The following is a 12,250-nucleotide window of genomic DNA, read 5'->3' as shown; positions in this document are numbered from 1 at the left end:
TGTACTCGGCCAGGTCGACCAGGCGGATGATCCGGGCGACCAGGGCCGGGTCGTGGCCGGCGGCGATCAGCTCGGCGGAGCCCATGTCCTTCTCGACGTAGTCGTCCAGGAGGCGGTCCAGCACGTCGTACTCCGGCAGGGAGTCGGTGTCGCGCTGGTCGGGGCGGAGCTCCGCGCTGGGCTCCTTCTCGATGGAGTTCTCCGGGATGGGCGGCTCCGCGAAGCCGTACAGGAACTCGCCCGACGTCCCGGCCTGGGCGTTGCGCCAGCGCGACAGCTTCCACACCAGGGTCTTGAGCACGTCCTTGATGGGCGCGAAGCCGCCGGCGGAGTCGCCGTAGAGGGTGGAGTAGCCGGTGGCCAGCTCGCTCTTGTTGCCGGTGGTGAGGACCAGGTGCCCGTGCTGGTTGGACAGGCCCATCAGGATCATGCCGCGGACCCGGGCCTGCAGGTTCTCCGCGGCCAGGCCGGACAGCTCGATCTCCTTCTCGAAGCTGTCGACGATGTCGGCGATCGGCACGAGCTGGGCGTTGATCCCCTGCCGCTGCACCAGCTCCTGGGCGTCCTCCAGGGAGTGCTCGGAGGAGTAGCGCGAGGGCATCATCACCACGTGCACCCGGTCGGGGCCGATCGCGTCGGAGGCGATCGTGGCGGTCAGGGCCGAGTCGATGCCGCCGGACAGGCCCAGGATGACCGACTGGAAGTCGTTCTTGGCCACGTAGTCGCGGACCGCGAGGACCAGCGCCGAGTAGACCTCGGCGACGTCGTCGAGCTGCGGGGCGATCGAGGGCGGCTCCGGCGCGTACGGCTCGACGGGGTAGGCCGACAGCTCCAGCCGCTCCACCGTGATGACGGTCCCGTCGCCGGCGTCGACCTGGAAGGTGCCGAGGCCGCCGAACCTGGCCTCGGGCAGCTCCAGGTCCGTGATCAGCAGCTCCTCGGCGAACTGCGCGGCCCGCGCGACCAGCTCGCCGGAGGCGGAGACGATGATCGAGTCGCCGTCGAAGACGAGCTCGTCCTGCCCGCCCACCTGGTTGGCGTAGGCGAGGGCGCAGCCCGCCTCCCGCGCCCGGCGGGCGACGAGCGCGAGGCGCACGTCGTCCTTCTCCTTCTCGTACGGCGAGGCGTTCGGCACCACCAGCAGCCCGGCTCCGGCCTCGGCCACCACCGCGACCGGCCCGCCCTCCTGCCACAGGTCCTCGCAGACCGCGATCGCCACGTCGACGCCGTGCAGCCGGAAGATCGGCAGCCGGTCGCCGCGTACGAAGTAGCGGTATTCGTCGAAGACGCCGTAGTTCGGCAGGTGGTGCTTGGCGGTCTTGGTGACCACCTGGCCCCGGTGGAGCAGCGCGGCCGCGTCCAGCGGGGCGCCCTTGGGCTGCCCCACGCGCGGCGCCAGGTCCGCCCGGTCCACGTAGCCCACGACCACCGGGACCTCGCCGAGACCCTCGTCGGCCAGCCGGCGGGCGAGGGCCTCGACCGCGGCGATCGAGGCTTCCACGAACGAGCTGCGCAGCACCAGGTCCTCGACCGGATAGCCGGTCAGGAACATCTCGGTGAACACCACCAGGTGCGCGCCGCGGTCGGCGGCGCGCCGGGTCCATTCGACGACCTTGTCGGCGTTGGCCGCCAGGTTGCCGACCACGGGATCGGTCTGAGCCAGGGCGATACGGAGTTGAGCCACGTGCTCCACCTTATTCCCGGTCGCGCGGAGAGCCGTCCAGGGCGATCGAGGCCGCCAGGCGCGCGACCGGCTAGCCGAGGACGCCGAGCAGGCCGAGATCCCTGGCCCTGGCGGGCTCGGTCACGCGCTGGAGCTCCTTGCCGGAGGCGTCCAGGACCACCAGGGTGTGGGCGGCCGCGCCCTTGACGCGGACCGCGAGGCGGCCGTCGCGCAGGTAGTGGGCGCCCAGCAGCGTGCCCCTGACGGGGATGGAGATCTTCTTGCCGGTCTCGGTGTCGTGGATCGACGGGGTGAACGACAGCGGCCAGGAGCCGTCGCCGCCGGGGGCGTCGGGGCCGATGGCGTTCACCACGACCCGGCGGGCGTCGGGGGACAGGCTCTCCACGTGGTTGGCGAGCTTGATGCCGGGGGCCTTGCGGGAGAGGCGGGACCTGGTGTCCAGCAGGTGGACGCCGACGGTGTCGCCGGCGTAACCGGCGAGCGTCCTGCCGTCGGCCGACCAGGTCAGATGGCAGGGGCCGAGGGTCCTGCCGGAGTCGACCGCGTTCCTGCCGTCCGCGCCGACCACGATCACGGTCGTGGCCGCGGCCGTGCCCTTCTTCGGGTAGGCGATCCGCTTGCCGTCGGCGGTCCAGGCGGGGGTCAGGCAGGGGCCGCCGTAGGCGGCGTCCTTGGCGATCACCTTGTCCCCGCCCGCGGACCTGACGTGCAGGCGGCTCCTGTCGTCGATCCAGGCGATCCGCCTGCCGTCGGGCGCCGCCGAGAACTGCCCGGCGAAGCTCCCGCCGCCGACGGCCAGGCCGCTCCAGCCGCCCCGGTGGGTCAGCACCTCGACCTTGCCGCCCTTGTGGCCGAGGTAGAGGGCGCCCGTGACCGGCGCCGCCTGTGACGAGGCCAGGGCAGGAGCGGCGACGGCGGCGGTCGACACGGCGAGTGCGGCGCCGGCGGCCATGGCCCAGTGCTTCACAACGATCTCCTCAGATCAGTCCACCAACAGCTAGTTAGAGATCTGAGCGGCCGGAAAGGTTTACATCCGGCCGGCCGGAATCGGCAGGACAGCCTCGACCACCGTGCCGCCGCCGGGCGCCGCGCCGATCACGCACGTCCCGCCGAGCTCGGCGGCGCGCTCGCGCATCGACAGCAGGCCCACGCCGGAACGCGGCCCGGCGGGCAGCCCGTGCCCGTCGTCCTGGACACGGACCACCAGCGACTCGCCGCGCCGCAGCGAGACCACCGCCGAACGGGCCCCCGCATGCTTGCGGATGTTGGTGAGGCCCTCCTGCGCGATCCGGTAGGCGGCCACCTCGGCGGCCGCGGGCAGGTCGGACAGGTCGCCCTCGGTCTCGACGGCCACCCGCGGCTCGCCCTCGACGGCCAGCGCCCGTACGGCGCCGGCCAGGCCGAGCTCGTCGAGGGTCGGCGGGCGCAGGCCGTACACCAGCTCCCTGATCTCCTGGCCGACCGCGTCCATGCCGCTGCGCAGCTCGGACAGGAGCCGGTCGGCGGAGGCGGGGGCGGTGCGCAGGCTGATCTTGGCCATGTTGATCGACATCGCCATGTCGGTCAGCGCGTGGCCGAGCCCGTCGTGCAGGTCCCGGCGGAGGCGGCGGCGCTCCTCCTCGCGCGCGGTGAGGATGCGCTCGCGGGAGCGCTGCAGGTCGGCGGTCATCCGTACGGCGTGCACCACGTCCGCCACGTAGGGGGTGACCACGGCGATCAGCCGGTCGTTGTGGGCCGCGGCGAACCGGCGGGGACCCGGGGAGCCCAGGAGCAGCCGCCCGACCGGCTCCCCGTGCCAGACCAGCGGCACAGCGCGCGGGGCCGGGCCCAGCAGGCCGACCTCCACCCGCCTGCCTCCCACGCCGTCCACCTCGACCACGACCCCGGTGACGCTCAGCCCGTCCCGGACCACGGCGGCCACGGCGGCGAGCGCGTTGGCGGGCTCGGTCTCGCCGGCCTCCTGGGCCAGCCGGGCGGCCAGGGCGCGCGGATCGCCGTGCGTGCCGTACATGAGCCGGTCGACCCACCGCCGGAGCAGGTGGCGGAGCGGGTGGAAGACGACGCCGGCGAACAGCGCCGCCGCCAGGCCGCCGACCCGGTCGTAGCCGGACAGGGCGAGCCCGGTGACCGCGCCGACCCCGAAGTAGACCGCGCTGATCGCGGTGATCAGCCCGGCGGCCACGAAGGCGCGGCTGATCACGGTGTCGATGCCGTACAGCCGGTAGCGCAGCACGGAGAAGGCGATGGCGACCGGGATCAGCCCGGTCGCGACCGTGGCGGCCGGCGCCCAGTCCTCGCCGAGGAGCATGAAGACGATGTAGAGGGCGAAGGCGCTCAGCGGCCAGGCGATCTGGCGGCGCAGCACGGGGTCGGCCCGGCGGAAACGCAGCATCAGGGAGAGCAGCGACAGGATCGCGACGCCCATGATCAGCACCATCAGGAGCTGCTGGGGCTGCCTGCCGTAGGGGGTGAGCGCCTCGACCGCCAGCGGGTTCGGGATGACGCGGGGCAGCGGGTAGTCGTCCAGGGGCGGCGTCGGGCGCACGATCATGCGGGCCGACTCCACCACCATCAGCGCGCTCGCCAGGACCACCAGCGGGCGCCAGCGCCGGGAGGGCAGCCGCCCGTCGGGGGAGTACAGCGGCAGCAGGCTCGCCAGCAGCATGCCGCCCATGATCCAGCCGATCCCCGCGGCGTAGCGGTAGTAGCCCGCCGCCGCCAGCGCGCCCTCGGCGCCCGAGCGGAGCATCATGCCGGTGGCGAAGATGTTGATCGCGCAGCCGAGCCCGCCGACGCACATCAGCCACGCGGTCGCCGGACGTGAACGGTGGGCCAGCAGGAAGGCGCCCACCAGCGGGAAGGTCAGCCCTCCGGCGAGGTCGGGGGTCAGGAGCATGTCCGGGAACCAGCCTGGCGGCAGGCGCAGCGTGATCACGAAGCCGATCACCGTGAGCGCGACCGCGGTGGCGGCCACCACGATGATGAGGACCAGCCGCGTCGAGGCCATCAGGGCGGGCGCGGCGGCGCCGGCCGTGGTGCCCGCGGCCGTCCCGGGGGCGGGTGGCGGGGGAGCGGCGCCGGCCGCGGGTGCCGGGGCCGTCCGGGGCACGGCCCGGGGAGCCTCGGAGGCCCCCGGGTCCGCCGTCCCGGACGATCCCTGGGCCGGTGGAGTCTCCGGGACCTCCGGTGTCCTGGAGGTTCCCGGTGTCCTCGAGACGTCCGGCGTCCTGGAGGATCCCGGGGCCGCCGGAGTCTCCGGGACCTCAGGCGTCTCCGAGGTCTCTGAGGCCCCGGAGACTCCTGAGGTCCCCGAGCCCGTCTCGTCGCTGTCGCGCCCCGCCACGAACATTGTTACCTGCCTATGCCACCCGGGTTGACCAGCCCCGACTCGTAGGCCGAGACGACGAGCTGGGCCCGGTCGAACAGCCCCAGGTGGTCCAGGAGCTTGGAGACCGACTCTGACACCGCCTGCTCGGAGACCGACAGGGTCGCCGAGATCTGCCGGTTGGTGAGCCCCCGGGCGACCAGCTTCATCAGGTCCAGCTCGGCGTCGCCGAGACCGGCGAGCGCGGGCGGGGCCGAGGGGTCGGTGTGCCCGGCGAAGGAGGCGATCAGGCGGGTGGTGACGGCCGGGTCGATCAGCGCGTCACCGGCCTGCGCGGCGCGCATCGCGGTGATGAGCTGCTCGGGGGCCGAGGTCTTGAGCACGAAGCCGCTCACCCCGGCCCGCAGCGCCGCGTAGAGGTTGTCGTCCGTGCCGAACGTGGTCATCATGATCACCTTCGGCGGGGACTCGTCGGCCAGGATCCGCCGCGCGGCGGTCAGGCCGTCCAGCCGGGGCATCTGGATGTCCATCAGCACCAGGTCGGGCGAGGTCTCCCGGACGGCGGCGATCGCCTGCTCGCCGTCCTCGGCCTCGGCCACGAGATGGAAGCCGGGCTCGCTGTCGAGCACGACCCGCAGGCCGGTGCGGACCAGGGCCTGGTCGTCGGCCACCACGACGCGCAGCTCCGGCGGCCCCGCCCGCTCGGCCGTCCGTACCGGGACCGCCTCCTCCTTGGGGGGAGCGGGCAGGTCCAGGTGGGCGGCCTGCGACAGCATGTCGGACTCCAGGCGCTGCAGGGTGGCGCCGAGGTCGAGGCCGAGCTCGTCGCGGAGCATCACCCTGGCCCGTCGGAGCGCTCCCAGCGCGTCGCCCTGCCTGCCGCTGCGGTAGAGCGCCAGCGCGAGCAGCCGCCAGGCCTCCTCCCGCAGCGGATGGGCCGAGGCGTGCGCCTCGAGGTCGGCCACCAGGGCGCTGGACTGCCCGAGCAGCAGCCCGGCGTCGGCGCGGCGCTCGACCGCGATCAGCCGCAGCTCCTCCAGCCGGCCCGCCTCGGTCACCGCCCACGGCAGGTCGGAGAACTCGGCCAGGGCGGGGCCCCGCCACAGCGCGAGAGCCTCGTCCAGGCGCTCCCACACCGCGGCCGGTCCGTCCTCCGTCTTGACGGCGCTCTCGAACTTCCAGGTGTCCACCTGTCCGGGGTCGGCGCGCAGCGCGTATCCCGGCGGGGCGGAGACCAGCACCTCCGCCTCCTCCCTGGGCGCGCGGCCGGGTTCCAGGGCGCGCCGCAGCCGCGAGACGTATCCCTGGATGGTGGACAGGGCCTGGGCCGGGGGCTCGCCCGGCCAGAGCTCGTCGATGAGCATGCTTACAGGGACGGCGCGGCCGCCCGCTACGAGGAGCCGGGCAAGCACCGCCATCTGACGTTGTCCGCCGAGGTCGAGCACCACGTCGCCGTGGCGCGCCTGGAACGGTCCTAGGGCGCGAAATGTCAGCATTTCAGGCGCAAGCGTAGAGCCACCTGGTCCCATGTCATACGGCAATACCCACCATCGTTCGCAGGCTGTAAGAAATCATCGGTAGTCAGATCTCTACATTCAAGTTCAACGGCAGCACAGCTTCGACCACCGTCCCCCCTTCCGGGGGCGAAGTGATCACGCAGGTGCCGCCGAGCTCGGCGGCGCGCTCGCGCATCGACGCCAGCCCGACCCCCGAGCGCCGGCCGGGGGCGAGTCCGACCCCGTCGTCGCTCACCTGGACGCGCAGATCGTCGCCCCGCTCCAGGCGGACCCGGACCGCATCGGTCTGGGCGTGCTTGCGGACGTTGGTCAGCGCCTCCTGGACGATCCGGTAGGCGGCCACCTCGGCGGCGGCCGGCAGCCCGGTCAGGTCGCCGTCCACCTCCACCACGACCTCGGGCCCGGCCATCTCGGTCAGCGCCTTGGCCAGGCCGAGGTCGTCCAGGGCGGGCGGGCGCAGGCCGTACACCAGGTGCCTGATGTCGCTGGTCACGCTGTCCATGCCGGAGCGCAGCTCGGTGAGCATGCGATCGGCGGTCTCGGGGGAGGCGCGCAGGGAGTGGCGGGCGACGTTGATGGACATGGCCATGCCGCTGAGCGACTGGCCGAGGCCGTCGTGGAGATCGCGGCGCAGGCGGCGGCGCTCCTCCTCCCGGGTGGCGATGATCCGCTCGCGGGACCGCCGCAGCGCGCCGACCAGCCGGACCGCGTGGGCGGCGTCGGCCACGTACGGGGTGAGCACGGCGATGACCCGCTCGTTGTGCGCGGCGGGCAGGCGCCTGACCCCCGGCGGGCCGATGAGCAGGTGCCCCACGGGCTCGCCGTGCCAGACGAGCTCGACGTCGCGTACCACCTCCCGCAGGTCGCCCGCCGCGGCCTCGTCGGGCCCGCCGTCCTCGAACCGCACCGCGACCCCGGTCACCGCCAGGCCCTCGCGCAGCACGTCGAGGGTGGCCGTCAGCCCGCCGGCCGGGTCGGTCCGCTGCAGCCGCCGCCTGAGCTCCTCGGCCAGCGCCACCGGGTCGCCCTTGCTGCCGTAGAGCAGGCGGTCGGCGCCGCGCTGGAGCACCCGCCGGAGCGGGTGGAAGAACGCCCCGGCGCAGAGCGCGGCGAACAGGCCGCCGATCCGGTCGACGTCGGACAGGAACAGGCTGGAGGCCGCCCCCACCGCCACGTAGACGCCGCCGATCACGCCGACCAGGCCCGCGCCGACGATCGTCCGCGTGATCAGCGTCTCGATGCCGTAGAGGCGGTGGCGCAGCACGGAGAACGTGATCGCGGCCGGGATGAGCGGGATCGTGAACGAGGCCAGCCACCACACCGGGTTCCCGATCACCCAGGGGACGATGAAGGCCGCCATCGCCAGCAGCGGCCAGAGGATCTGCCTGCGCTCCCCGGAGTCCGCCCGCCGGAACCGCACGGCCAGCGAGGCGAACGCCAGCAGCATCGCCGCGTTGGCGAGCTGGTCCAGGATGACCTGGGCCCGCCAGCCGAAGGAGAGCGGGTAGGGCTCCCGGAAGGGCAGGAGCTCCGCGCGGAGCGTGTCGGCCAGCAGGACGGCGACGGTGAACCAGATCAGGGGCCGCCAGCGGGGGGAGGGCAGTCGCCCGTCAGGGTAGAGCAGCGGCAGCAGCACCCCGAGGAACAGGATCGTGAGCTGCCAGCTCACGTCGACGACCGTCCAGATCGCCGTGGGGACCGCGCCCCGGCCCAGGAGGGCGACGTTGACCGTGAGGCTGTTGACCGCCGAGCACATCCCGCCCAGGCAGAGCAGCCAGCCGATGACCAGCCGGGGCCGCTGGAAGACCAGGAGCGCCCCGAAGACCGGGAAGGCCGTGCCCGCCACGTCCTCCGGCGCGAACGGCAGCGGCGTGTAGGAGGGCTGCGGCAGCTGCGCCGTGACCCAGATGTTGACGCATTCCATGGCCACGGACATGGCGGCGATCAGCACCGCCGCCACCCGCGCCCGGACGGACGTCACCGTCGGTGACAACCGGCTCAGCCCGCGCATCGCCCCGGCCCTTCTGTGTCGTACTCAGAGGGACCTTAACGGGCGCGGACAACAATCCAATCAACAAGCGTTCAACGTGCGGCCGACACCGTACGGCGGCGCAGTGCCGGGCCGATCGCCAGCAGGCCCGCGGCGGCCACCAGGTTGACGGCGCCGATGGTCACCCAGAGTGCCGCGGGGCTCACCTCCAGCAGTCGGGTGCCGAGCAGCGGGGCGAGCATGGCGCCGCCCGACCAGGCGAAGCCGTACATGCCGGCGTAGCGCCCGCGCAGGTGGGGCGGGGCGAGCGACGCCACGATCGCGCCCGGGACACCCGCGGTGACGACCTCGCCCAGTGTCCAGAGGACGACCGAGGCCGTGTATCCGGTGAGGCCGGAGACGAAGGCGGTCAGCGCGAAGCCCGCGCTGATGATCGCCAGGCCGAGGGCGAGTACGGTGCTGTGGTCGCGCCTGCCGAACCAGTCGCCGGTCAGCGGCTGGAGGAGCACGATCAGGACGCCGTTGACGGCGATGATCAGGCCGTAGTCGACGGTGGTGAACCCCGCGTGGGTCATCGCCAGCGGCAGGGTGGTGAACGCCTGGGTGTAGGCCATGGTGGAGACGACGGTGATCAGGCTGAAGGCGACCATCAGCCGGTCCTTGAGCACGTCGGCGAAGCGGCCGTGCTCGCGCGCGCCCGGCGCGGGCAGCGTCTCCGGCACCGCCCGCCACACCAGCAGGCCGAAGACCAGCGAGGTGGCGGCGTTGATCCAGAACATCCAGCCGTACCCGACCCGGGCGAGCCAGCCGCCGGCCACCATCGCCACCGCGAAGCCCAGGTTCAGCGCCCAGAAGAGCAGACCGTAGGCGCGCGGCCGGTCGTCGGGTGAGACCAGGTCGGCCACCAGGGCGGTGGACGCCGGCCGGTAGGCGTCCACCGCCATGCCGAGCACGAACATGGTGGCGACGATCGCCGGGAGCGAGACGCTGTAGCCGAGCGCCACCATGGCGACCGCGGTCGCGACCATGCCGCCGGTCAGGGTGATCCGCCTGCCGAGCCGGTCGGCCAGCCATCCGGCGACGATCTGCGACAGCAGCGAGCCGACGCCGAAGACCGCCATCACCGTGCCCGCGTCGGCGTAGGACATGTCGCGCACCTGGGTCAGGTAGACGCCGATGAACGGCTGGACCATCATGCCCACCCGGTTCACCAGCGTCCCGGTCCACAGGGCCCAGAACGCGCGGGGCAGGCCGCCGACCTTCGACCGCAGGAAACCGGGCTTGGCAAGGGTGGTGCTCGTCATGTGATCAGGGTTGGACACGCGTCCCGCCATGCGCGAATCTTTTAGCCGTGCCTAAAAAGTCCTGCCACGTCGAGTGGATCTTCGCGCCGGACGACGTGGCCCGGATCCGCTTCGCCTTCTCCCCGATCTGGGAGCTGGTCACGAGCCTGCGCGCGCTGCGCGACCCGGCCAGGCACTCCCTCCACCTGCCCTGGGTGCGCGCCGTACGGTCCCGCCTGACCGGCCTCGACCTGTCGGAGCTGTTCGCGTTGGTCCCGCTCCGGGGCTATCTCGTCGACTTCGTCACCCCCACCCCCGAGACCCCGATGCCCGACTTCGCCGCCGACCTCGACCGGGTGCGGCGCACGCCCCCGGGGCGGGCGGCCGAGGAGGCGGGCCGGGTCAGCGGATCCGACCCCCGCGTCATCGAGCGCTTCACGGCCGACCCCGAGGCGGGGGTGGCACGGGTCGCCGACACCCTGGAGCGCTACTGGGAGACGGCCTTCGCCGAGTTCTGGCCCCGGATCTACGGCCTGCTGGAGGCGGACGTGCTGCGCCGCTCCCGGCAGCTCGCCGTGGGCGGGGCCCGCGAACTCTTCGCCGACCTGCACCCGAGCGTGCGCTGGCACGGCGACCGGCTCAGCGTGGCCCGGCCCTGGCGCTACTCCGAGCCGATCGGCGGAGACGGCCTGGTGCTGGTGCCGACCGCCTTCTACTGGCCGGACACGGCCGTGATGGTCGAGCCGTACCAGCCGATGCTCCTCTACCCGGCGACGGGCGTGGGCACGCTGTGGGCCGCCGGCCCGCCGCCCGCCCCCGGGGCCCTCGCCGCGCTGCTCGGCCGCACCCGGGCGCAGATCCTGACCGCCCTGGCCGAGCCCGCGACCACCTCGGGGCTCGCCCGCCGGATGACCATTACCCCGGGGGCAGTCAGCCAGCACCTGGCCGTCCTGGCCGACGGGGGCCTGGTGACCCGCAGCCGTCTCGGCCGCGAGGTCGTCTACCGCCGCACCCCGGTGGGCGACTCGCTGGTCTGCGCGTCCTGACCGGACGGCGGCGGGGCGGCGTGGTGCGGCCGCCCGCCCCGCCGGACACGCCCCTCCACGGCGCCCCGCTGAGATCCGCTGAGATCCGGAGGCCCGCGGAGATCCGGAGATCCGCTGAGATCCGCCGAGGCCCGGAGATCCGCCGAGGCCCGGAGGTCCGCGGAGGCCGGAGGTCCGCTGAGATCCGTCGAGGCTCGGAGGTCCGCGGAGGCCGGAGGTCCGCTGAGGCCCGGAGGCCCGCGAGAGGCGGGCGGTCACCTCATGTCACGCCGTACCGGCTGGACTCCAGGAGCCACTCCAGCTGGGCCCGGGGAGCCGACAGGAAGGCGCACGCCACCTTGCTGACGTCCCTGGCCTGCGCCGGTGACAGCCCGAACCGGTCGAACAGCCCGGGCAGCCGCATGGCGGCGGCCCGCAGGTCCTGCGCGCGCTCGGCGATCCGGTCGTTCACCCACGCCACCGCGCCGGAGTCCGGGAGCCCGAACGCGGCGGCGGCGACCGTCACGTAGTTGTGCACGTCCCCGTTGGCGCGCTCCTTGGGGTAGGAGGCGACGTCGTTGCACCAGGCGGTGACGTCGTTGCAGGACTCCACCAGGGTCCGCCAGGTCGGGCTCTCCCGCAGCCTGGCCGGCACCTCCACCCCCAGGCACGGCTCCACCAGGTCGAACAGGTAGGGGCCGGCAGTGCCGCGCCGGAGCGCCGGATACTCCCCGGCCGAGGGGACCCGTCCGGCGCGCCGGTTGTCCGCCTCCGCGCGGCAGGCCGCCCCCTGCTCCCGCAGCCCCTGGGCGAACCGCTCCCGCCACCGCGCGCTCATCCGTCCGGCGGTGATCCGCCACAGGTCCTGGAAGGCCGCTTCGACCGGCGCGGTGCCCTCCGCCGGGGCCGCCACGGCCTCCCGCTCCCGGGCCGGTACGGCATCTCCCTCCCGGGCCGCCACGGTTTCCCCCTCCCGGGCCGGTACGGCCTCCCGCGGCTGGGGCGGCGTGACGCGCGCCAGGCGTCCGAGGCGCGCGAAGGCGGCCCCCACGATCTCGGCGGCGTGTCCGGCCGGTTTCTCGTCCCACTCGTCGTCGAAGTGGAACAGCCAGGTCAGCCACTTGGCGAACAGCAGGGCCGAGTCCATGCCGAAGCCGGCGAAGGCCCGGCCGGCCATCCGCTCGAACCCCGCCCGCGCGGGCGTCTCCAGCCCCATCTCCCAGGACCACTCGGCGAGGGCGGTCTCGATCCGGTCGACCGAGGAGTGCATCCGGCACGGGGCGGCCATCACCGGGACCCGGTCGGCGAGGGGCAGCAGCAAGGCCGCGGCCACCGCGGGAGCCCGTTCCCGCGGTGACGTGTCCGAAAAGTCTCGAAATGTCTGTACCCGTCACGATCGCATTTCCACCTGTCCCCTTGACTGTCC

8 protein-coding genes are annotated in these 12,250 nt (G+C 73.5%); 1 reads left to right on the top strand and 7 read right to left on the bottom strand.

The genetic code is table 11. The features are described 5' to 3' along the window. The 6 genes from ACWDS7_RS40925 to ACWDS7_RS40900 all read right to left on the bottom strand — a co-directional run. On the bottom strand, positions 1-1,684 hold a 1,684-nt coding region (locus ACWDS7_RS40925), incomplete at its 3' end, for an NAD+ synthase (RefSeq protein WP_451933663.1). A 70-nt stretch (positions 1,685-1,754) separates the two neighbouring features. Continuing rightward, positions 1,755-2,651, bottom strand: a complete 897-nt coding sequence (locus tag ACWDS7_RS40920; protein WP_451933662.1) for a TolB family protein — start codon at positions 2,649-2,651, stop codon at positions 1,755-1,757. Positions 2,652-2,711: 60 nt separating this feature from the next. Further along, positions 2,712-4,793 carry a sensor histidine kinase gene (locus ACWDS7_RS40915; RefSeq protein WP_451933661.1) on the bottom strand — a complete coding sequence of 694 codons (2,082 nt, stop codon included), beginning with the start codon at positions 4,791-4,793 and terminating at the stop codon, positions 2,712-2,714. Between the two features lie 242 nt (positions 4,794-5,035). Then, positions 5,036-6,505, bottom strand: a complete 1,470-nt coding sequence (locus ACWDS7_RS40910; RefSeq protein ID WP_451933660.1) for a BTAD domain-containing putative transcriptional regulator — start codon at positions 6,503-6,505, stop codon at positions 5,036-5,038. 85 nt (positions 6,506-6,590) lie between these two features. After that, the gene (locus tag ACWDS7_RS40905) at positions 6,591-8,537 is read right to left on the bottom strand and encodes a sensor histidine kinase (RefSeq protein WP_451933659.1); all 1,947 of its coding nucleotides are present in this window, start codon (positions 8,535-8,537) and stop codon (positions 6,591-6,593) included. A 71-nt stretch (positions 8,538-8,608) separates the two neighbouring features. After that, positions 8,609-9,820, bottom strand: coding sequence for an MDR family MFS transporter (locus ACWDS7_RS40900; protein WP_451933658.1), 1,212 nt, complete (start codon positions 9,818-9,820; stop codon positions 8,609-8,611). A 47-nt stretch (positions 9,821-9,867) separates the two neighbouring features. Here ACWDS7_RS40900 and ACWDS7_RS40895 point away from each other — a divergent pair, with 47 nt between their 5' ends. Beyond that, the gene (locus ACWDS7_RS40895) at positions 9,868-10,845 is read left to right on the top strand and encodes a DUF5937 family protein (RefSeq protein WP_451933657.1); all 978 of its coding nucleotides are present in this window, start codon (positions 9,868-9,870) and stop codon (positions 10,843-10,845) included. Positions 10,846-11,104: 259 nt separating this feature from the next. Here the strand turns inward: ACWDS7_RS40895 and ACWDS7_RS40890 are convergent, their stop codons facing one another. After that, positions 11,105-12,157 (bottom strand): terpene synthase family protein, encoded by a 1,053-nt coding sequence (locus ACWDS7_RS40890; protein WP_451933656.1) that lies wholly within the window; start codon positions 12,155-12,157, stop codon positions 11,105-11,107. Positions 12,158-12,250 lie beyond the last annotated feature (93 nt).

The organism is Streptosporangium sp. NPDC003464 (assembly GCF_053588315.1).
This window is presented reverse-complemented; position numbering and strand designations above follow the sequence as displayed.

Coding starts and splice junctions, on each gene's coding strand:
- ACWDS7_RS40910 (WP_451933660.1), bottom strand. CDS start 6,505: ATGCTGACATTTCGCGCCCTAGGACCGTTCCAGGCGCGCCACGGCGAC.
- ACWDS7_RS40905 (WP_451933659.1), bottom strand. CDS start 8,537: ATGCGCGGGCTGAGCCGGTTGTCACCGACGGTGACGTCCGTCCGGGCG.
- ACWDS7_RS40900 (WP_451933658.1), bottom strand. CDS start 9,820: ATGACGAGCACCACCCTTGCCAAGCCCGGTTTCCTGCGGTCGAAGGTC.